The sequence below is a fragment of the Rhizobium sp. Leaf321 genome (assembly GCF_001423215.1).
Taxonomy (GTDB): domain Bacteria; phylum Pseudomonadota; class Alphaproteobacteria; order Rhizobiales; family Rhizobiaceae; genus Neorhizobium; species Neorhizobium soli.
On record NZ_LMOF01000006.1, the window covers coordinates 1,001,090 to 1,023,519 of the forward strand.

16 protein-coding genes are annotated in these 22,430 nt (G+C 63.1%); 14 read left to right on the forward strand and 2 right to left on the reverse strand.

The window, feature by feature from the left end; genetic code table 11:
* Positions 1 to 541: 541 nt before the first annotated feature.
* From ASF70_RS11185 to ASF70_RS11250, 14 genes are all read left to right on the forward strand, one after another.
* Positions 542 to 4,339, forward strand: coding sequence for a glycoside hydrolase/phage tail family protein (locus ASF70_RS11185; protein WP_062579711.1), 3,798 nt, complete (start codon positions 542 to 544; stop codon positions 4,337 to 4,339).
* Positions 4,340 to 4,403: 64 nt separating this feature from the next.
* Positions 4,404 to 4,625, forward strand: a complete 222-nt coding sequence (locus tag ASF70_RS11190) for a hypothetical protein (protein WP_062453440.1) — start codon at positions 4,404 to 4,406, stop codon at positions 4,623 to 4,625.
* 160 nt (positions 4,626 to 4,785) lie between these two features.
* On the forward strand, positions 4,786 to 5,049 hold the full coding sequence (locus ASF70_RS11195; RefSeq protein ID WP_062579714.1) for a hypothetical protein: 264 nt from the start codon (positions 4,786 to 4,788) through the stop codon (positions 5,047 to 5,049).
* A gap of 72 nt (positions 5,050 to 5,121) precedes the next feature.
* Complete coding sequence (locus ASF70_RS11200; protein ID WP_062453438.1) at positions 5,122 to 5,793, forward strand: response regulator transcription factor; 672 nt, start codon at positions 5,122 to 5,124, stop codon at positions 5,791 to 5,793.
* A complete protein-coding gene (locus ASF70_RS11205; protein ID WP_062453437.1) occupies positions 5,783 to 7,207 on the forward strand; it encodes a HAMP domain-containing sensor histidine kinase in 1,425 nt (474 codons plus the stop codon). The genes ASF70_RS11200 and ASF70_RS11205 overlap by 11 nt, the downstream gene beginning before the upstream one ends.
* 281 nt (positions 7,208 to 7,488) lie before the next feature.
* On the forward strand, positions 7,489 to 7,920 hold the full coding sequence (locus ASF70_RS11210; RefSeq protein WP_062580218.1) for a hypothetical protein: 432 nt from the start codon (positions 7,489 to 7,491) through the stop codon (positions 7,918 to 7,920).
* 179 nt (positions 7,921 to 8,099) lie between these two features.
* A complete protein-coding gene (ccmI, locus tag ASF70_RS11215; protein WP_062580220.1) occupies positions 8,100 to 9,296 on the forward strand; it encodes a c-type cytochrome biogenesis protein CcmI in 1,197 nt (398 codons plus the stop codon).
* Complete coding sequence (gene ccmE / locus ASF70_RS11220) at positions 9,293 to 9,844, forward strand: cytochrome c maturation protein CcmE (protein ID WP_062579716.1); 552 nt, start codon at positions 9,293 to 9,295, stop codon at positions 9,842 to 9,844. Before ccmI ends, ccmE begins: the two co-directional genes overlap by 4 nt.
* Positions 9,841 to 11,838, forward strand: coding sequence for a heme lyase CcmF/NrfE family subunit (locus ASF70_RS11225; RefSeq protein ID WP_062579718.1), 1,998 nt, complete (start codon positions 9,841 to 9,843; stop codon positions 11,836 to 11,838). Before ccmE ends, ASF70_RS11225 begins: the two co-directional genes overlap by 4 nt.
* Positions 11,839 to 12,008: 170 nt before the next feature.
* Positions 12,009 to 12,461, forward strand: a complete 453-nt coding sequence (locus tag ASF70_RS11230; RefSeq protein WP_062579720.1) for a cytochrome c-type biogenesis protein — start codon at positions 12,009 to 12,011, stop codon at positions 12,459 to 12,461.
* A 157-nt stretch (positions 12,462 to 12,618) separates the two neighbouring features.
* Entirely contained in the window at positions 12,619 to 14,232 is a 1,614-nt protein-coding gene (locus ASF70_RS11235) for a Do family serine endopeptidase (RefSeq protein WP_062579724.1), read from the forward strand.
* Positions 14,233 to 14,332: 100 nt separating this feature from the next.
* A complete protein-coding gene (locus tag ASF70_RS11240; RefSeq protein ID WP_274604797.1) occupies positions 14,333 to 15,091 on the forward strand; it encodes a response regulator transcription factor in 759 nt (252 codons plus the stop codon).
* Positions 15,092 to 15,130: 39 nt separating this feature from the next.
* Positions 15,131 to 16,522 (forward strand): ATP-binding protein, encoded by a 1,392-nt coding sequence (locus ASF70_RS11245; protein WP_062580222.1) that lies wholly within the window; start codon positions 15,131 to 15,133, stop codon positions 16,520 to 16,522.
* 25 nt (positions 16,523 to 16,547) lie between these two features.
* The gene (locus tag ASF70_RS11250) at positions 16,548 to 19,508 is read left to right on the forward strand and encodes a bifunctional [glutamine synthetase] adenylyltransferase/[glutamine synthetase]-adenylyl-L-tyrosine phosphorylase (protein ID WP_062579726.1); all 2,961 of its coding nucleotides are present in this window, start codon (positions 16,548 to 16,550) and stop codon (positions 19,506 to 19,508) included.
* A gap of 27 nt (positions 19,509 to 19,535) precedes the next feature.
* On the opposite strand, the gene ASF70_RS11255 is transcribed toward ASF70_RS11250, so the two are convergent.
* Positions 19,536 to 19,733: a hypothetical protein gene (locus ASF70_RS11255; protein WP_062579729.1), complete on the reverse strand. Its 198-nt coding sequence runs from the start codon at positions 19,731 to 19,733 to the stop codon at positions 19,536 to 19,538.
* Between the two features lie 85 nt (positions 19,734 to 19,818).
* Positions 19,819 to 22,173, reverse strand: coding sequence for a PAS domain-containing sensor histidine kinase (locus ASF70_RS11260; RefSeq protein WP_244474011.1), 2,355 nt, complete (start codon positions 22,171 to 22,173; stop codon positions 19,819 to 19,821).
* Positions 22,174 to 22,430: the final 257 nt, after the last annotated feature.

Consider the following 22,430-nt stretch of genomic DNA (forward strand, 5'->3'; position numbering starts at 1 on the left):
CGAGGGGCCTGCAATGCGATTGCAGCAGGTATAATCAGTGAGGCAGTAATAATATCTCTGTTTATATACGCTACAGGCATCCGCCCCGGGATGTTGGTAGTCGAAAAAGGAACTGCATTGGATGGTATAATGGTGTTCTTGGCGATTTATACGTTTATTTTTTTTCTTTTATACGTTCCAGGTCAATTTTCTCGGTCGTCTTAAAGTGGGGATCATTCGTTCACCGGCGTGATGACATTGATCGCATCGCGGCCGAGACGATTGAGCTTAGTGCGATCAAAACATCGCTGGCTCCTAGCTTATCCACGGGCCGGGAAAACTCTCGACGCCGCCTTATGAAGGGTAGCAGCTTGCTCCTGCCCCAATCGAGGCACGTCCTCTCTCCCCGCAGGCGGGGTTAGGGTGAGGGGCAGCCTCCAACGAGCAAGTGAGGGGCAGCCACCTAGGAGTAGTGAGGGCAGCCACCTCCATCCGACAATCCGATAGTTTCACTATTTTAGCGCGCATCCAGTTCACGACTGGGTCGGCGTGAGGGGATTCCATGGCGACGATCCTGTTTCAGGCGGCGGGTGCGGCACTTGGTGGGGTGTTCGGTCCTGTCGGGGCGATCCTTGGGCGGGCGGCGGGGGCGTTGGCGGGGAGCGTTGTTGATCGGGCGTTGCTCGGCGTTTCCTCGACCGTCTCGGGTGCGAGGCTCGCGACGGCGCGTATTCCGGGGGCGGACGAAGGGGCGCCGGTCAGCCGGGTTTATGGGACCGCGAGGATCGGGGGCACGCTGATCTGGGCGACGCGGTTCGAGGAGGAGGCGACGCGGGAGCGGAACGGCGCCAAGGCGACGGGCAGGTCTCAGACGGAAACGTTTCAGTATTTCGCCAACTTTGCCGTCGGGCTATGCGAGGGACCGATCGCCTGCGTGCGGCGCGTCTGGGCCGATGGCCAGGAAGTGGACCTGACGGCGATCGAGATGCGGGTGCATGTGGGCGACGAGACGCAGTTGCCGGATCCGCTGATCGAGGCGAAGCAGGGGGAAGGAAAGGCGCCGGCCTATCGCGGGCTTGCCTATGTCGTGCTCGACCGGTTGCCGCTGGAAGCGTTCGGCAACCGCATTCCGCTGCTGCAGTTCGAGGTGGTGCGGCCGGTCGGGACACTGGAGCGGCAGATCCGGGCGGTGACGATTATTCCCGGCGCGACCGAGCATGGCTATCACACGGTTCAGGTGACCGAGAAGACGGCGGAGGGCAGCGCCCGCATTCTCAACCGCAACACGATGGTGGCTGAGACGGACTGGCAGGCGTCGCTCGACGAATTGCAGTCGATCTGCCCCAATCTCGAGAGTGTGGCGGTGGTCGTTGCCTGGTTCGGGACGGATCTGCGCGCGGGGCAATGCCGCATTCTGCCGGGTGTCGAGGTGGAGACACGGCGCGACGAGAGCACCGTATGGTCGGTTGCCGGGGTGGTCAGAAGCAATGCGCATCGCGTCAGTTCGTCGGGAGACGGCCCGGCCTATGGCGGCACGCCTGGAGACGCGAGCGTGCTCGCGGCGATCGCGGATCTCAAGGCGCGCGGGCTGAAGGTGTTTCTCTATCCGTTCGTGATGATGGACATCGCGCCGGGCAATGGTCTGGCCGATCCCTATGGTCAGGCGGAACAGGCAAGCTACCCGTGGCGCGGGCGGATTACCTGTCATCCGGCAGCGGGACTGGCGGGGAGTGCTGACAGGACGGCGGTTGCGCGCACGCAGGTCGAGGCCTTTGCCGGCGGGGCGGACGGCTATCGGCGGATGGTGCTGCATTATGCGGGTCTCGCCAATACGGCCGGTGGCGTCGAGGGGCTGGTGATCGGATCGGAACTGCGGGGGCTGACGCAGATCCGCGATCAGACCGGTGGGTTTCCGTTCGTCGAGGCGCTGGTGACCTTGGCATCGGATGTGCGGGCGCTTGTCGGACCGGCGACGGCGTTGACCTATGGCGCCGACTGGAGCGAATATTTCGGCTACCATCCGCAGGACGGTTCCGGCGATGTGTTGTTCCATCTCGATCCGCTCTGGGCGTCGCCTCATATAGATGCGGTCGGGATCGACAATTACATGCCGCTCGCCGACTGGCGCGACGAGGATCTGGCAGCGGCAAATCCGGATGGGTTCCGGTCCTGCGACGACCGGGCGGCGATGGCGGCGCAGATTGCGGCGGGCGAGGGGTTCGACTGGTATTACGCAAGCGAGGCCGACCGGGCGAACCGGCTGCGCTCGCCGATCACCGACGGGCTGGCGGGCAAGCCCTGGGTGTTTCGCGCCAAGGATCTCCAAGGGTGGTGGGACAACCGCCACTATAACCGGGTGGGCGGCGTGGAGAGTGCGGAAGCGACGGCTTGGTTGCCCGGGATGAAGCCGATCTGGTTTACCGAACTGGGTTGCCCGGCTGTCGACAAGGGCGCCAACCAGCCGAATGTGTTTGTCGATCCGAAATCGGTGGAAAGCAGCCTGCCGTATTTCTCGTCCGGCGGGCGCTCCGACAGCCAGCAGCGACGGTTTCTTGACGCGCATCATGGCTGGTGGCAGGGCGAGGCGGCACCCGTGGGCATGGTCGATCCGGATCATGTGTTCGTCTGGACATGGGATGCGCGGCCGTCTCCGGCCTTTCCCGACGACCTGACGATCTGGAGCGACGGCGAGAACTGGCGCACGGGGCATTGGCTGAACGGCAGGCTGGGCGGAACGACGCTTGCCGACGCGATCGCGGCCATCCTCACCGATCACGGTTTTGACGATTTCGACGTGTCCGGCGTGAGCGGCGATCTGACCGGCTATGTGCAGGCTGATGTTACCTCGGCGCGCTCGCTGCTGGAGCCTCTGTTGAGTGTGTTCCAGATCGACGTCAGCGAGGATGCCGGGCTGTTGCGATTCCGCTCGAGGCAGGGTGCGAGCCTTGCCGCGCGCGAGATCGGGATCGTGGCGGAGGTCGAAGGCGAACCCCTCTGGTCGGAAAGCCGGGGCCACGACAGCGACTTCCCGGCGCAAGCGGTGTTGGGCTTCTACAATCCGGTTCTGGACTACGAGCAGGCGAGCGCACGGTCGCGCCGCGCTACGGCCGAAAGCGAGCGTGTGGCAAGCTACGACCTGCCGGCGACGCTTGGCGAGGAGGCGGCGCTCGGGGCGGTGGAATCGGTGCTGCGAGCGCAGCGCGTGGCACGGCGCTCGATCTCCTTCACGCTGCCGCCGCAGGATCTGGCGCTCGAGCCCGGCGATGCGGTGCACCTGGCAGATGGTCCCGACGGTATCTTCGTCGTCCAGCGGGTCGAGGACGGGACGGTGCGGCGGATCGAGGCACAGAACCATGCGCCGCTTCCGCCTGGTCGCTATGACGCAGTGACGACGCGGCGTGAGAGCGGTCGTTCGGCGAGCGACGCCTTTGCGCCGGTCCTCCATTTTCTCGACCTGCCGCGGCTGACCTCGTCCGATGAGGCAGGGTTTGCGGCGGTGGCAGCCTATTGCAGGCCCTGGCGGCGGATCGCGGTTTCGTCTTCGGCAACGACCGATGGATATCGCAGGCGGGTGATGGTCGATCGCCCAGCAAGGCTCGGCTTGCTGGTTTCGGCGCTCGATCCCGGTGTAACGGGACGGTTCGACCGCTCAAAAGTGCTCGATCTCGACCTTTATTTCGGCGGTCTCTCGTCGGCGCAGACGCTGGCGGTGTTGAGCGGCGACAACCGGCTAGCCATCCGCGCGTCAAACGGCATCTGGGAGATCGTCGGGTTTGCCGAGGCGCAGGAGATCGCGGCGGGGCGATGGCGGCTGTCCGGATTGCTGCGGGGACTGGCGGGAACCGAGGATGCGATGGCGGCCGGGAGCGCTGTCGGTGCGGCCTGCGTGGTGCTGGACGATGCCGTGAAGCCGCTCGGGCTGACCGGTGACGAGCAGGGACGGAGGCTGAATTTCCTGGCCGAAAGCCTGGGCGCCGTCGGAGGCCGATCCGGACCGCATGTGTTTGCCGGTGGAGAAAGGGCGCAGACGCCGCTTTCGCCGGTGCATATCCGCGGTGTCCGGTTGGCCGATGGCGCTGCCCAGTTCCGCTGGATCCGGCGCGGGCGCGTCGATGCCGACGGCTGGGACGGGCGCGATATTCCGCGAGACGAGCCGGACGAAGGCTACCGCGTCGAGATCCTCGGGACCAGTGGCGTCGTGGTGCGGCGGGTGGAGGTCGAGGCTCCGCTGTTCCTTTATCCGGCGAGCGACGAGCTTGCCGATTTCGGCTCTCAGCAGCCGAGCCTCACCCTGAGCATCCGCCAGATCGGGCAAGCCGTGCCGCTCGGCATTGCGGCGCTTGCGACGATCGCGTTCTGACAGCCGAGTTTGAGTGCCAATTTTTGTGTGCCGATTTCTGACAATATCGTGATGGGAGACAGCTATGGACGGGACAAAAGCCTGGTATCAATCGAAGACGATCTGGGGCGCGCTGATTGCCGTTGCCGCCCCGCTTGCGCATGTGGCGGGAGTGGAGATTAACGCTGATGCGCAAGGGGAGCTTGCCGACATTCTGGTCACCTTTGCCGGTGCTTTCGGCGGGTTGCTGGCGCTCTACGGGCGGATCGTCGCGAGCGCGCCGATCCATCCGACGGGCAAGGGATGACGGCGCCACGAGGGTCAGCATTACAGACCATTCATTTGCCATTCAGTTGGTATTGGATACATACTCCATCGAATGCTTTGGACATGATTTCGGGGACGTGATTCAAGACCGTGATCCCGGGGCGTGACACCTGTCGTCTTATGAGTGGAAACCGAAAGCCATGGCGCGACTGCCGATCATTGCGATCATCGCCGCGACAATAGCGGGATTGGCGGCCTTTGTGCCGGCAAACGCGCCGGCGCGCGACTATTTGATCCTGGTTGCAGGCGACTGCGGCACGGCGGCAAACAAGGTCTTGCGCGACACGGGAGGTCAGCTTTTGTCCGCCCAGCCATCCTCGGACGGACAGACCTGCATCGTCACCGTGCTGGTGCAGGGCAATGGCGAACGTCCGCGCAAGGTGACGGTCCGGGTTCCCATGTAGGCCGGTTGCCTGTAAACCGGCTTGTAAGCTTCATACCGCGGCGGGCCCCGCAGTGATTTTCAGGACAGTTTCATGCGTATTCTCGTGGTCGAAGACGACGTCAACCTCAACCGCCAGCTTTCCGACGCCTTGAAGGAATCCGGCTATGTGGTCGATCAGGCCTTCGACGGCGAAGAAGGGCACTATCTCGGCGAGACCGAGCCCTACGACGCCGTGATCCTCGACATCGGACTGCCGCAGATGGACGGCATCACCGTTGTCGAGAAGTGGCGCGAGGCCGGCAAGGGCATGCCCGTGCTGATGCTGACGGCGCGTGACCGCTGGAGCGACAAGGTGTCGGGCATCGATGCCGGCGCCGACGATTACGTTGCCAAACCCTTCCATGTGGAAGAAGTGCTTGCGCGCGTGCGTGCGCTTATCCGGCGTGCTGCGGGGCATTCGTCGTCCGAGATCATCTGCGGTCCGGTTCGTCTCGATACCAAGGCATCGAAGGCCAGCGTCGATGGGATACAGTTGAAGCTGACCTCGCACGAGTTCCGGCTTCTCTCCTACCTGATGCATCACATGGGCCAGGTCGTGTCGCGCACCGAGCTTGTGGAGCACATGTACGACCAGGATTTCGACCGCGATTCCAACACGATCGAAGTGTTTGTCGGGCGCCTGCGCAAGAAGATCGGCGTCGACCTGATCGAAACCGTGCGGGGCCTCGGCTACCGCATGCAAGCGCCCAACGATGCGCATTAAGCGGATAGGGCCCCGCTCGCTCACCGCTCGCGTTCTGCTTCTCGCGACCACCTGGTCTGCCGTGGCGCTGGTGGTGATCTCGATCGTCATTTCGCAGCTCTACCGCCAGTCCGCCGAACGCTCGTTTACCGACCTTTTGCGGGCGCAGCTCTATAACGTCATCAATTCCGTGACGATCGGCGAGGACAACAAGCTGATCGGCAACCCCCAACTGGGCGACCTGCGTTTCTCGCAGCCGGAGACCGGATGGTACTGGATCATCGAACCGCTCGGCACGTTTGCCGCGACGGCGATCTCGTCCTCGTCGCTCGGGACCTCCAACATCACGGTGCCGTCGATCCTGCAGGCGCCGTTCAACAATCGCTACGAGCGTTTCTATCCGACCCGCGACGCTTTCGGGAACCACGTCCTGGTCGCGGAAACCGAAGTGGTTCTGGATGGCGAGGGACGCGCGGCGCGGTTTCGCGTCTCGGGCAATCTCGATGCCGTGGAAGACGATATCCGCAGCTTTTCGCGCAGCCTCTATATCGCGCTCGGCGTGTTCGGGATCGGCAGCCTGATCGTCAATGGCCTCGCCATCCTCTACGGATTGCAGCCGCTTGATGCGGCGCGCCGCTCGCTGGAGCGGGTGAGGCGCAGTGAGGCGGAGCATCTGGAGGGAGAATTTCCGCGTGAAATCATGCCTTTGGCAAACGACATCAATGCTTTGATCGAAAGCAACCGCCGCATCGTCGAGCGGGCCCGCATGCAGGTCGGCAATCTCGCGCATTCGCTGAAGACACCGATCGCGGTTCTGCTCAACGAATCGCGCATGCTCGACAAGGTCCAGTCCGATCTCGTCCGCTCGCAGGCCGAGACGATGCAGGCGCAGGTGCAATCCTATCTGAATCGCGCCCGGATCGCGGCACAGCGCAACTCGCTTCTGGCGCGCACGGATATCGAGCCGGTGCTGGAGCGGCTGGTGCGCGTGATGCGCCGCCTCAACCCCGACAAGGAATTCCACCTTTCCGTCTATCCGCCGGGCGCAGCGCTTGCGCTGGAGCAGCAGGATGTCGAGGAGACGATCGGAAACCTGTTGGAAAACTCCGCACGGTTCTGTCGCACCGGCGTCTGGGTGACGGCAGCGCTTGCAACAGCGCCACCGGAAAAGGCAGAAGGAGAGGCGGCCAAGCGTCCCTGGATCGAGATGGCCGTCGAAGACGACGGGCCGGGTCTCAATCCCGACCAGATCACCGAAGCGGTCAAGCGCGGCAGGCGGCTGGACGAGAGCAAGCCGGGGGCCGGGCTGGGACTGTCGATTGTAAGCGAGATCGTCAGCGAATATCAGGGCGAGCTGGAGATGACGCGCGGGGTGCGCGGTGGCCTTCGGACCCAGTTGCTGCTGCCGGGCATGATCAAGGAAGTCGCCGGCTGAGCACAAGGCCGGTTGAGGGAAGAAAACTGTGGCCGATGGGCAACGACGCCGCACTTGCTTCCGACGGTTCTGGACGGACGGATCGCCTGCTATATCTTGTCTACAGCCAATGCAACATCATGCCGTGACGACACGGCGACAACAAGAACTGCGCACAAATAGGAGAGGCGACAATCGCAGCATTTCAGTTCCGACCCAATAGCGTCATAATGGCGCCAAGCCGGAAACCGAATGATGCCGGTTCCGATCCTGAAAACGAAACGAGCGCGGTTCCCGACACGATGCGGTTGTCACATCTCCTCACTGCAGCAACATTCATGACGATTGCCGGCCTGCTGGCAGGGTGCAACACCAGTTCCACCGTGGCGGGTGCACCGAAAGGCTTGCTGTCGCAACGGCCGTCAAGTTCGGCTGCCTATATCACGGCGCTGCAGGGCGGGATCGTCGGGCGGACCGGCGCCGAGCTCTCCAGCAGCGACCGGACGCGGGCGCTTGAGGCAGAATACCGCGCGCTTGAAGGCAGCGCTGTGGGGCAGACGATCAAGTGGAAGGGTGACGATGCGAGCGGCGAGGTGATTGCCAATGCGCCGTTCCAGGTCGGTTCGCAGAACTGCCGCCAGTATCGCCACACCGTCACGGTCGCCGGCAAGGAACTGATGTCGCGGGGGGCAGCCTGCCGCAACGCCAGCGGCACATGGACGCCGTTGACCTGACAATCCCGATCAGACGCGGAAAATAAAAAACCGTTGCCGATGCTGTCGGGAGCGGTCTCCATCTTTGCTGCTAGGGGAACGCTTGCCGGCTGCGGCAATACCCGTCAAATTCGCGTCAACGCGCGCTAGACCACTGGCCGGCCATTGGAAAGCGTCACCGATTGCGGTAATGGGCGATGATGTATTTGTGGATCGTTCTCGCGCTGCTGACGGCTGCCGTCGCAGCCGCCCTTCTCCTGCCGTTTGCGCGCAGCGCTTCGGCGGCTGCCTCCGGCGTATCGAATGCTCGTCGGAGCAATTCCACGAGGGCCGGAGAGGTCGAAGTCTATCGCGACCAGCTGCGGGAAATCGACCGCGACCGCGAAGGCGGGTTGATCAGCACTGAGGAGGCGGAGAACGCCCGCGCCGAGGTTGGACGCCGGCTGATTGCCGCTGCGGCCGAAAACGATCAGGACAAAACCGGCGGTGCTGCTACAAACAAGCACCGGATCGCGACGGCACTCGTCACGATCGTTCCGCCGGCATTGGGGCTCTGTCTTTACTTGAGCCTCGGAAATCCCGGCATCCCGGACCAGCCGCTACAGGCGCGTCTTGAAAACCCCGGCAACAATATCGCGCTGCTCGTCACCAAGGTGGAGCGGCATCTGGCCGAAAATCCGACTGATGGCGCGGGCTGGGATATTCTGGCGCCGATCTATCTGCGGCTGGACCGCGCTGGTGACGCCGAACTTGCCTATCGCAATGCGATCCGTTTCATCGGGCCGAGCAATGCCCGCTATTCGGGCCTCGGCGAGACGCTTGTTGTCGCCAATGACGGGATCGTCACGGAAGCGGCGCGTCAGGCGTTCGAGCAGGCGGTGAAGCTCGATCCGAATGATCCGCGCTCGCGCTTTTATGCGGCGCTCGGGCTTGAGCAGGGCGGCAGGAAGGACGAGGCACGCGCAGCCTTCGAGGAGCTTGCAAGCGCAACGCCCGCGGATGCGCCATGGAAGGGTCTGCTCGACGAACATATCGTCAAGAATGGCGGGGTGCCTGTTGCGGCAAAGCCGGTGGCCCCTTCGCTCGGAGGGCCGACACAGGAAGATGTTGCGGCAGCGCAGGACTTGTCGCAGGGTGATCGCAAGGCGATGATTGCCGGCATGGTCGACAGTCTCGCCGCAAAGCTCAAGGACGAGCCCGACAATATCGAGGGCTGGCTGCGGCTGGTGCGCTCCTATGCGGTGCTGGGCGACGAGGCAAAGGCCCGCGACGCACTTTCGACCGGACTGGCGCAGTTTCCGCCTGACGGCAATGATGGCAAGCGTCTGCTGGCGCTTGGCAAGGATATCGGGCTCGATGCGGACGCATCGCCGGCGCCGGGAGGAGCAAGACCATGACACGCAAGCAAAAACGCATGGCGGTGATCCTCGGCGGCATGAGCTTCGTCACGATCGCGGTGCTGCTGGTCATGTTCGCCTTCTCGCAGTCGGTGGCGTATTTCTTCATGCCGGGCGATCTGGCCAAGACCGATATCCAGCCGGGAACACGCATTAGGCTCGGCGGGCTGGTGGAAGAGGGATCGGTCAAGCGCGGCCAGGGATCGACGGTGAGCTTTACCGTGACCGATGGTACCGGCAAGGTCGATGTCAGCTATACCGGCATTCTGCCCGACCTGTTTCGCGAGGGGCAGGGTGTGGTGACAGAAGGCGTGTTCGACGGCGGCACCCGGTTTACGGCCGACAGCGTGCTGGCCAAGCATGACGAGAATTACATGCCGAAGGAAGTGGCCGACCGTCTGAAGAAGGACGGTGTCTGGGAAGACGGGACCGGCAAGGGCATGGCGCCGAAAAAGGATGCGGCGCAGCCGGAAAACAAGACCGACGGCAAGCCGCAGGTGATGCTGCAGATGCCGGGGACGTCCGCCGAGGGAGTGACCAGACAATGATCGTCGAGATCGGCCATTACGCGCTGGTTCTGGCGCTTGCCACCGCGCTGATCGTGTCCACCCTGCCGATGATCGGCGCCAGGCGTCGCGACCCCGCGATGATGGCGCTGGCAACGACCGGATCGCTGACGCTGTTCGCTCTGGTGGTGATCTCGTTTGCGGCACTGACCTGGGCCTATATGGTGTCCGACTTCTCGGTCAAAAACGTCTGGGAGAACTCCCATTCGATGATGCCGATGCTCTACAAATTCTCCGGCGTCTGGGGCAATCACGAAGGGTCCATGCTTCTGTGGCTGCTGATCCTCGCCTTGTTCTCGGCGCTGGTGGCGGTGTTCGGCGGCAATCTGCCCGATACGCTGAAAGCCAATGTTCTGGCGGTGCAGGCCTGGATCTCCTCGGCCTTCCTGCTGTTCATCCTGCTCTCGTCCAACCCGTTCCTGCGGCTCGACCCGGCGCCGGCGGAAGGGCAGGACCTGAACCCGGTGCTGCAGGATCTCGGCCTCGCCATCCATCCGCCGCTGCTTTACCTCGGCTATGTCGGCTTTTCCGTGTGCTTTTCGTTTGCCGTTGCGGCGCTGATCGAGGGGCGCATCGATGCCGCCTGGGCGCGCTGGGTGCGACCGTGGACGCTGGCGGCCTGGACATTCCTCACGGCCGGCATCGCGATGGGCTCCTACTGGGCCTATTACGAACTCGGCTGGGGCGGCTGGTGGTTCTGGGATCCGGTCGAGAACGCCTCGTTCATGCCCTGGCTTGCGGGCACCGCCATGCTGCATTCGGCCCTGGTGATGGAAAAGCGCGAGGCCCTGAAGATCTGGACCGTGCTTCTGGCGATCATGACCTTCTCGCTGTCGCTGCTTGGAACCTTCCTGGTGCGGTCGGGCGTGCTGACCTCGGTGCATTCGTTTGCGTCCGACCCGACCCGCGGCATCTTTATCCTCTGCATCCTCGCCGTCTTTATCGGCGGCGCGTTTTCGCTGTTTGCCTGGCGGGCGCCGAGCCTGAAGGCGGGCGGACTGTTTGCGCCGATCTCGCGCGAGGGCGCGCTGGTGCTGAACAACCTGATCCTGACGGTGGCAACTGCCACTGTTCTGACCGGCACGCTCTATCCCCTGGTGCTGGAAACGCTGACCGGCGAAAAGATTTCCGTCGGCGCACCGTTCTTCAACATGACCTTCGGGTTGCTGATGCTGCCGCTTCTGATCGCGGTACCGTTCGGCCCTGTTCTCGCGTGGAAGCGCGGCGATCTGCTGGGGGCGCTGCAGCGTCTCTACGTGTTTGCCGGACTGTCGCTCGCGGCCGGTCTCGCCTTCGCGTATTTTCAGGGTGGTGGACCGGTCCTGTCGATTTTCGGGCTGGCGCTCGGTTTCTGGGGCATGTTCGGGGCGATCGCTGATCTCTGGTATCGCGGCAATTTCGGCAAGGTCGGCTTCGCGACAGGCATTCGGCGCGTCCGGGGCCTGCCGCGTTCGGCGTTCGGAACGGCACTCGCGCATTTCGGTCTCGGCGTAACCGTGCTCGGAATCTTTGCGGCAACGACGTTCGGCACCGAGACGGTTGTCGAGATGAAGCAGGGGCAGACGGTGGAGGCCGGTGGCTATTCGCTCACCTTCGACGGGTTCCGCGATGCTGTCGGCCCGAACTTCACCGAAAGCCGCGGGCATTTCACGGCCCGCAAGGGCGGCGCTGCTGTCGCCGACGTCTGGTCCTCGAAACGGCTCTACACGGCGCGGCGCATGCCGACGACTGAGGCCGGTATTCTCACCTTCGGTCTCAGCCAGCTCTATGTGTCGCTCGGCGACCCAATGGATAGCGGCGGGATTGTCGTGCGGATCTGGTGGAAGCCGTTCATCCTGTGCATCTGGGGCGGATGCCTGATCATGATGGTGGGCGGGTTCGTTTCGCTGTCCGATCGCAGACTGCGGGTCGGCGCGCCGGCCAAGCGGCCGAAGGTGGTGGTGGCGCCCAAGGGTGGGCTGGAGCCGGCGGAATGAAACATTCACGGCTTCCTTCATTCCTGTGCTTGTCACAGGAATCCAGTGCGCCCAAGTCTTTGGGCGCGGAAGATCTATTGAAAACAGCAGGTTCTTTCACGGCGCGGACGCGCCGTGGCTGGATTCCTGTGACGAGCAAAGGAATGAGGGAAGAAAGCGTTTCTGGTCTAGTGGGTCGATTCCTGCTTGCGCTGTTCCTCCTGTTGGCACCGCTTCCCGCCTTCGCCGTCAATCCGGACGAGATCCTCAAGGATCCCGCGCTGGAACAGCGGGCGCGGCAGATTTCCACGCAGTTGCGCTGCATGGTCTGCCAGAACCAGTCGATCGACGACAGCAATGCGGAGCTGGCCCGTGATCTTCGCGTTCTGGTGCGCGAGCGGCTGACGGATGGGGATACGGACGGGCAGGTGATCGACTATGTCGTCTCCCGCTACGGCGAGTTCGTTCTGCTCAATCCGCGTATGAGCGCAAGGACGATCGTTCTCTGGGCGCTGCCGATCGGAGCACTGGTGATCGGGATCGTGGCGCTTCTCGTCTTCATCCGCACCCGGCCGAGCACGCGATCCATTGCGGCGCTCACCGACGCCGAGAAGAAGCGCATCGACGAGTTGCTGAAGCCCTAAAGCAAGCCATTTCGCGGCCTGCGGGAATTTCAAACATTACCAACATTTCATGCCGCCGACACCTGCAGTTAAGGTGCGGGCTCCTATATCTCTTCTCAACCACCGCCGCCGGACCTCCGGCAACACCAAGACGAATGAGAAGAAGAAGGTAGCTCAGATGCGCACCATTAAACGTCCCTCCCTGAAGACGGTTCTCAAGACTTCCACCGTAGCCGGCCTTGCGGCCGTCATGCTGTCGACCGGCATTCCGGCCCAGGTGACGGCATCCTTTGCGGCCCCTGTCAGCGTGACCGCGCCTCAGGCACCGAGCTTTGCCGATGTGGTTTCCGCCGTGTCGCCCGCCGTCGTGTCCGTTCGCGTCCAGTCGGACGAGCCGCAGGAAACCGCCGACGAAGGTGGCAACAACTTCAACTTCAATTTTGGCGGTCGCGGTTTCGACCAGCTTCCCGACGACCATCCGTTGAAGCGCTTCTTCAAGGAATTCGGCGGCCAGGGCGGTCCAGGCGCTCCGGGTGGCCCAGGTGCTCCCGGTGGTCCGAATGGCGGCCCCGGTGCCGGTCCGCGTGACCGTGCCGATCGTGGTGGCCCGGGCGCGAACCGTCCGCATCACCTGCGTCCGACCGCACAGGGCTCCGGCTTCTTCATCTCCGAAGACGGCTATGTCGTCACCAACAACCACGTCGTATCCGACGGTCAGGCCTATACGGTCGTCCTCAATGACGGCACCGAGCTTGAAGCCAAGCTGGTCGGCCGCGACAGCCGCACCGATCTGGCGCTGCTGAAGGTCGACGCCACCAGCCGCAAGTTCACCTACGTGTCCTTTGCCGACGACACCAAGACCCGCGTCGGCGACTGGGTCGTGGCTGTCGGCAACCCGTTCGGCCTTGGCGGCACCGTGACTGCCGGCATCGTTTCGGCCCGTGGCCGCGACATTGGCTCCGGTCCTTACGACGACTACATCCAGGTGGATGCGGCCGTGAACCGCGGCAATTCCGGCGGCCCGACCTTTGACCTTTCCGGCCAGGTTGTCGGCATCAACACTGCGATCTTCTCGCCGTCGGGCGGCAATGTCGGCATCGCCTTCGCGATCCCGGCCTCCACCGCCAAGGACGTGATCAACGACCTGATGAAGGACGGCAAGGTTGCCCGCGGTTGGCTCGGTGTGCAGATCCAGCCGGTGACGCAGGATATCGCCGACTCGCTCGGCCTCAAGGAAGCAGCCGGCGCGCTTGTCGTTGCTCCGCAGGAAGGATCGCCAGGCCAGAAGGCCGGCATCAAGGAAGGTGACATCATCACCGCCGTCAACGGCCAGGCCATCAAGGATGCCCGCGAACTGTCGCGCCGCATCGCAGGCTTTGGCCCTGACGCCAAGGTGAAGATCGATCTGTGGCGCGAAGGAAAGTCGCAGAACGTCACCGTGACGCTCGGCAACATGGCAAGCGACGAGGCGGCTTCGGCCGAACCGAAGCAGCCGGATGCGCCGGTTCCCTCGACCAGCAAGGCGCTCGCCTCGCTCGGCATCACCGTTGCGCCGGCAGAAGACGGTTCCGGCCTTGCCGTGACCGAAGTGGACCCGGACAGCGAAGCCGCGGCCCGCGGCCTGAAGAACGGCGAAAAGATCCTGTCAGTGAACAACCGCAAGGTCGCGACCGCCGATGACATCGGCAAGGTGATCGAGCAGGCCCGCAAGGACGGCCGCACCCGTGCGCTGTTCCAGGTCGAAGCCGGTGGCACCAGCCGCTTCGTGGCACTGCCGATCGACGAAGGCTGATCTCGGCGACCGGTTCCCAATAGGTTGTTCCTCCCAGACGACCTCACGAATGGCGCCACCGGCAACGGTCGGCGCCCTTCACCGTTCATGGAGTTTCAAGATGCAGACGATAATCCCACATTCCGGCAGTGCCGATGATTCCGCTGGTGCAAAAATCGCAAGCGACGCTATTGTCCCGCACATGAAGATTCTGGTGATTGAAGACGATCTCGAGGCTGCGGCCTATATGACGAAGGCCTTTCGCGAGGCAGGGATTGTTGCCGACCATGCAAGCGACGGCGAAAGCGGCTTGTTTATGGGCACCGAGAATTCCTACGATGTGATGGTGATCGACCGCATGCTGCCGCGGCGCGACGGTTTGTCGGTGATCTCGGAACTGCGCAAGCGCGGCGTCAATGCGCCGGTGCTGATCCTTTCGGCGCTCGGCCAGGTGGACGACCGGGTGACCGGGTTGCGCGCCGGCGGCGACGACTATCTGCCAAAACCCTATGCCTTTTCCGAGCTTCTGGCGCGTGTCGAGGTCCTCGGCCGGCGCAAGGGCACGCCGGAACAGGACATGGCCTACCGTGTCGGTGATCTGGAACTCGACCGGCTCTCGCATGAGGTGAAGCGCGCCGGCAAGGAGATCCTGTTGCAGCCGCGCGAATTCCGTCTTCTGGAATATCTGATGAAGAATGCCGGCCAGGTGGTGACCCGTACGATGCTTCTCGAAAACGTCTGGGACTACCACTTCGACCCGCAGACCAATGTGATCGACGTGCATGTGTCGCGGCTGCGCTCGAAGATCGAGAAGGATTTCGACAAGCCGTTGTTGAAGACTATTCGCGGTGCCGGCTACATGATCAAGGACGAGGGGTAAGCCTTCGTGTTTGCCCGTATCGTCAACCGCGCCAGGCTGATGTTCCGCTCCACGGCGGTCAGGCTTTCGGCACTCTACATCCTGCTGTTTGCACTCTGCGCCGCGTTTCTGGTGTTCTACGTTACAGCGCTTTCCGAAAAGACGCTGGTGCAGCAGACGCGCCAGACGATTCAGGAGGAAATCCAGGACATTCAGCGCGCCTATGATCGCGGCGGTATCAACCTTCTGCTGCGCATCATGGAGCGTCGCGCCCGCCAGCCGGGCGCCAATCTCTATGTGATTGCGGGCCCGAGCGGCGATATTCTGGCCGGCAATGTCGCCTCCGTGCAGCCGGGCGTTCTCGACAAGGAAGGCTGGACGGACATGCCGTTCGGCTACACCCCATACTCCGAGAACCAGGGCGCGCGGCGGCATCTTGCGATCGCCAACGTGCTGCGCTTCGACAACGGTCTTCGGATCATGATCGGCCGCGATCTCGGAGATCCCAGCCGTTTCCGCTATATCGTGCGCCAGGCGCTGATGGTGGCGCTGGCGATCATGGGGCTCGGTGCTCTCGTGATCTGGTTCGGCATCGGCCGCAATGCGCTGAAACGCATCGACCGGATGTCGGCCGCAAGCCAGAAGATCATGGCGGGCGACCTGTCGCAGCGGCTGCCGGTTGGCCGCTCCGGCGACGAGTTCGACAGGCTGTCGGAATCGCTCAACGCCATGCTCGGCCGCATCGAGAAACTCAACGAGGGACTGCGGCAGGTTTCCGATAACATCGCCCACGATCTGAAGACGCCGCTGACACGGCTGCGCAACAAGGCGGCCGATGCGCTTTCCGAAGACCGCGAGGACGTGCGTCGTCATGCGCTGGAGGGGATCATCGGCGAAAGCGACCAACTGATCCGCACCTTCAACGCGCTTTTGATGATCTCGCGTGTCGAGGCGGGCTCGATGGCAGCGGAAATGTCTGAGGTCGATCTTTCTGCCGCCTCTGCCGACTGTGCCGAGCTTTACGAACCGGTGGCAGACGAGGTGGGACTGGCGCTGGTGACGGAGATCGAGCCCGGCCTTTCCGTGAACGGCAACCGCGAACTGATCGGCCAGGCGATCTTCAACCTGCTGGACAATGCGATCAAATATGCCGCCGAAGCCGGCGGTGTTCCCGAGATCCGGGTGAAGCTCTCGTCGGCGGCGGGGCTGATCCGGCTTTCCGTGTGCGACAACGGTCCGGGCGTGCCAGCGGACAAGCGCGAAGAGGTGACGAAGCGGTTCTTCCGGCTGGATGCCAGTCGTTCCAAGCCCGGAACGGGTCTCGGCCTGTCTCTGGTCGAGGCAGTGATGGGGCTGCATGGCGGAAGGCTGGAGCTCTCCGCGACCGACGAGGCGAGCACTGAGGCTCCCGGCTTGACGGTGACCATGGTGTTTCCGGTGGTCAAGGGCTAGGCTGGCGGAGCGCGGGAGGAAAAGAATGGAGACCGGAAACCGGCTCGACGACGTAGCGGCTGGTGTGATCCGGCCGCTGAACCAGGCGGAGGCCAAGCTTGCGCTTTCCCTGTTGAAGGAGATCGGCAAGACCGAGCCTTCCGTGGCTGAACTCGTCAAGGCCGATGGGCGGCTCAAGGCCTTTTTTGTCGCAGCGTTCTCGCTGTCACCGTTTCTCCGCGATGTGGCTTCGATCAGGCCTAAGCTTCTGGCCGGTGCGATCGACGGGCAGGTCGAGGATGCGCTGGCCGCGCTGGTTGACGCAGCGCGAGACGCCTGGCGACCGGTGGATGCAAGGATCCCGTCCGAGAACGAGGTGATGACGGCGCTGCGCAGTGCCAAACGCGCGTTCGGCTTTCTGCTGGCGCTCGCAGATCTTGCCCGCATCTTCTCGGCACGGGATACGACGCGCTGGCTGAGCGAGTTTGCGCAGGCTTCTACGGCGGCGGCGATCGATCATCTGCTTCTGGCAGCCCATGAGAGTGGCAAGCTCCGGCTCGTCGATCCAGCGGAGCCGAGCCGCGGATCGGGCCTGATCGTGCTCGGGATGGGCAAGCTCGGTGGCCGCGAGCTGAACTACTCTTCCGATATCGACATCGTCGTCTTCTATGATCCCGACGCCGGCATTCTTGCCGACCCGCTCGATGCCTCGGAAACCTATGGGCGGATGATGCGGCGGTTGATCCGCATTCTGCAGGAGCGCACGGCAGACGGCTATGTGTTCCGCACCGATCTGCGGCTGAGGCCCGATCCCGGTTCGACGCCGCTTGCCGTCTCAATGGATGCGGCACTGATCTATTACGAAGGCAGGGGCCAGAACTGGGAACGGGCAGCCTTCATCAAGGCGCGACCGGTGGCGGGCGATATCGTGGCGGGCGAGGGCTTTCTGAAGCTGCTGACGCCCTTCGTGTTTCGCAAATATCTCGACTATGCGGCGATTGCCGATATCCACTCGATCAAGCGGCAGATCCATGTGCACAAGGGCCATGGTGCGATTGCCGTCAAAGGCCACGACATCAAGCTTGGCCGCGGCGGCATTCGCGAGATCGAGTTCTTTGCGCAGACCCAGCAGCTGATCGCCGGCGGCCGCATGCCGGCCTTGCGCACGCGCGAGACCGAAGCGGCGCTGAAGGCGCTGGCCGAGGCGAAATGGATCAGGCCCGAGATCGCGGCCGCGTTGGCGGATGCCTACTGGTTCCTGCGCGATGTGGAACACCGCATCCAGATGGTGCATGACGAGCAGACGCACCGGCTGCCGACCACCGAGGCGGAGCTGAAGCGCATTGCCTTCATGCTCGGTTTCGACACCGTTGCGGCCTTTTCGACCAGGCTCGAAGCCATTCTGAGGACCGTCGAAAAGCGCTATTCGCGGCTGTTCGAGCAGGAGGAGAAGCTTTCTTCGCAGGGCGGAAATTACGAAGGCAATCTCGTCTTCACCGGCCAAAAGGACGATCCCGATACATTGGAGACGCTTGGCCGGCTCGGGTTCGAGCGTCCGGCAGACATGAGCCGGGTGATCCGGACATGGCATTCCGGTCGCTACCGGGCCACGCAGTCATCGGAAGCCCGCGAGCGGCTGACGGAGATGATGCCGGCGCTCTTGAAGGCGATCGGCGAAAGCCGCCGCGCCGACGAGGCCCTGCTGCGGTTCGACAGTTTCCTCAAAGGTCTGCCGGCCGGCATCCAGCTGTTCTCGCTGATCGGCAACAACCCGCTTCTTCTCTCGCTGATCGTGACGATCATGGCCTCCGCGCCGCGGCTGGCCGATATCGTCGCCTCCAAACCGCATGTGTTCGACGGCATGCTGGATCCCGGGCTGATGGCGGAGATCCCCACCCGCGACTTTCTCGCCTCGCGGCTGACGGCGTTTCTGGCAAGCTCGCGGCACTACGAGGATCGGCTGGACCGGCTGCGGATCTTTGCCGCCGAGCACCGTTTCCTGATCGGGATCCGGCTGCTGACCGGGTCGATTTCCGGAGAGGAGGCGGGTCGCGCCTTCACCCATCTCGCCGATCTTCTGATCGAGGCAGCGCTGATTGCGGTGACAGCCGAAATCGAGGCGTCGCATGGTGCCTATCCGGGCGGTCGGCTGGCCGTCCTCGGCATGGGCAAGCTCGGTTCGTTCGAGCTGACCGCCGGCTCTGATGTCGATCTCATCCTTCTCTACGATTATGACAGCGCGGTCGCGGAAAGCGACGGCCCACGGCCGCTCGATGCGCAACGCTATTTCACGCGCCTGACGCAGCGGCTGGTGGCAGCACTTTCGGCGCCGATGGCGGAAGGCGTGATCTTCGAGGTGGATTTGCGGCTGCGGCCCTCCGGCAACAAGGGCCCGGTCGCCACCCGCATCGGTGCCTTCGGAAAATATCAGCGCGAGGAGGCCTGGACCTGGGAGCATATGGCGCTGACGCGTGCACGTCTCGTCTGCGGTGACGCAAGCCTTCAGGACGAGGTCAGGGACGTGATCGACGACGTCCTGGCGGCACGGCCCGATATCGCCAAGATCGCCAGGGAAGTCTCCGAGATGCGGGTCCTGATTGGAAAGGAAAAGCCGCCCCGCGATATCTGGGATTTCAAGCTGATTCCAGGGGGACTGATCGATCTAGAGTTCTTGGCCCAATACCTGCGGCTAATCGCACCGGCGAAGGGCATTGTCGTCCCGACCTACGGTTCGACAACCGGCGAGTTGCTGAAACGCCTTGGCGAGGAAATGATTACGCCCGGCGACCTCGATACCTGCCTCGATGCAATCAGATTGTTCAGTGAACTGTCGCAGATCATCAGGCTCTGCGTTGACGGCCCATTCGAGCCGAAGGATGCGCCATCCGGTCTCGTGGAGCGCATCTGCCGGGCTGGAGACTGCCCGGACCTCGCAACGCTCGAGGGCGAGGTAAAGCGGCTATCCAAGGCGGTGCGGAAGGTTTTCGAGAAGGTGGTGAGAGCCTGAGCCCCGTCTGCCGGTTTTGACCGATGATCATCTGATCAGAGTGAATATCCCGGCGGTAGCAGCGATTGCTGCCAGTACCAGCCCGAAGATCACACAGACGAGATCGATGATCCAACCCTGATCCGGCTTCGAATCCAGCTTGACGTTGATCATCGCAAGCGCCGCCCGCGTGTCGTCAGCAATCTCTTCGAGCGTGGAGATAGGGGCGTCTGCAGCGCTGCTCACAGGTGATCTCCTTCAACAGATGAAGACGGTCGAAAATGTGTGAGGGCGAGTCAAATGCAATCTGAGATTGATCGCGTGGCGGTCCTCAAGCTACCTTCTTTGCCGCAAACTGGACCATGTCGCTCTGGGGAATGTGGATCGAAACCACGGTTCCCTTGCCCATGACGGACCGGATCCGCATCGTGCCGCCGTGCAGGGTGATCAGCGAGCGGGAGATGGCGAGGCCGAGGCCGGAGCCGCCTTTGCTCTTGGCATACTGGCTCTGGACCTGTTCGAAGGGCTGGCCGATCTTCGACAGCGATGCCTTGGGGATGCCGATGCCCGTGTCGGCGATGGTGAGCACGATGCCGCCGCTGATCGGCTTTGCGCGCAGTTCGATGCGGCCGCCTTCGTCGGTGAATTTCACGGCGTTGGAGAGGAGGTTCAGCATCACCTGTTTCAGCGCCCGGCGATCGCCGATCATGTCGAGGGAAGGCGACAGGCACTGGCGGATGGCGATCTGCTTTTCCTGTGCTACCACGGCCGTCAGCCTCAGGCTTTCCTCGATCAGCGGCGTCAGGTTGACGGGCTCCGACTGGATCAGCATATGGCCGGCCTCGATCTTCGACATGTCGAGGATATCGTTGATGACGTTGAGGAGATGCTTGCCGCTGTCGTGGATATCGCGGGAGTATTCGCTGTATTTGGCGGATCCGAGCGGGCCGAACATGCCGTTCACGAGGATTTCGGAAAAGCCGAGGATGGCGTTGAGCGGCGTTCTGAGTTCGTGGGACATGTTGGCAAGGAATTCCGACTTCGCCTTGTTGGCAGCCTCGGCGCGTTCCTTTTCCGCCTGGTAATTGGCATTAGCGGTCGAAAGCTCTTCCTTCTGGCGCTCGAGCTTCTTCTGCGAGGCGGAGAGATCGCCGATCGTTGCCATCAGGCGGCGTTCCGAATCGCGCAGGCGTTCCTGGTGACGCTTGAGCAGGGTGATGTCGGTGCCGACGGAAACCGTGCCGCCATCGCGGGTGCGGCGTTCGTTGATCTGCAGCCAGCGTTCATCGGCAAGCTGCACTTCGGTGGTGCGCGACAGGCCGCTGCGATCGGGATCGGCGACACGGCGTTCGATCACCGGACGGGCAGAGGCGCCAAGCACGGTGCTGCGTTCGGTGCCGGGAACGAGGACTGAGTCCGGAAGACCGTGGGCCTGCTGGAAATGGGTATTGCACATCACCAGGCGGTCGTTCTTGTCCCAGAGAACGAAGGCTTCCGACGTGCACTCGATGGCGTCTGCAAGGCGCTGGTCGGCTTCTGCATAGCGTTCGGCAAGCCGGTGCTGCTCGGTCACATCCATGGCGATGCCGATCACATGGGTGCGACCGTTTGCCATCCGCACGACCTGGGCGCGGGCGCGCATCCACACATAGTGGCCGGCGGCGTGGCGCATGCGGAAGACTTGGTCCACCTGCTTGGCATTGCCGCGGCTGATGGCGCGGGCGAGAGCGTAAAGATTGCCATCGGTCGGGTGCATCATCCGCGCCGCATCGGTAAAGGACACGACGTTGCCAACCGGGGGGAAGCCGAGCATCTCGTACATCGAGCCCGACCAGAACAGGCGCCGGTTAGTAACGTCGAAATCCCACAGGCCGCAGCGACCGCGCGACAGCGCCGTCTCGATGCGCAGGTTCGATTGCACGAACGTCTCGTCGGCGTCGCGGGCGCGCTTCACCTGAGCGTAATAGGCATAGAGGATGACGAGCAGGATGGCCGAAATGCCGGCAAAGATCGTGACGCTGAGCGAGACTTCGCCACGTACGAATTCGTTCGTCGTCTCCAGCGAATGGGCCGCTACGATCAGCGCACCGTCGTTGCCGATTGGCTTGATCGACGCATAGTAGGGGACATCACCGAAAAAGGTCTCGATGACCGTGCCCGACCCGCCGACGCGGCGCATGGCTGCGGTTTCGGGAAGAACCGAGGAAAGACGCTTGCCGAGATAGCTGCCGGCATCGCCGATGCCGCCGAAGATCCGGCCGGTGGTATCGGTAAAGAGCACGACAGCGCCGCGCTCCAGCTTGTCCTGGCCGAGGAATGTCGAGAGACGCGCTTGGGCAGTCTGGCGGTCGGCTGCAGCAAACAGCGATTCCTGACCGGAGAAAGCGGCGGATGCGGTCGCGGACATCAGCGACGCGGACTGGCGCGCGGCATCTTCCATCCGGCCATGCTCGCCCACGATCCCCATAATGCGCGATGCGGCAACGACGGCAAGAAAGATAAGGATCAGAATTGGAATGGAACGCTTCAGCACCAGCTCGACGCGCGGCGTCTGCTGTGCGATCGGCCGGACGGAAAGCTGAGCTTCCTCCGGAGCCGTCCGTCCAAGGCTGCTGAAGCCTGGAAACTTGAAGCGCAACCATCCCCCGGCCTCGGTTTCCCGCTGCACGCCCGATATCATCGTCATCCGATCCCTCGTCGTGATTCGCTGCGCCGCCGCTCGAATCTGACCTAATGAATCACAGAGTGATTCTCTGTGTCCAGAGGGTTGGTAACATTTCGTTAACCATATGATAGTCGACGCATTTACGCCTGAGAGGATCCGCAAATCAGGTGTCTGGGTAACGCTTTTCAGGATGCGAGTTATCAAGCCCCGTCAAGCAAGATGTACCAAAATGTGCCAAATCGGCGCAAAAAATATCCGCGCCGGCAGGCAGCCGACGC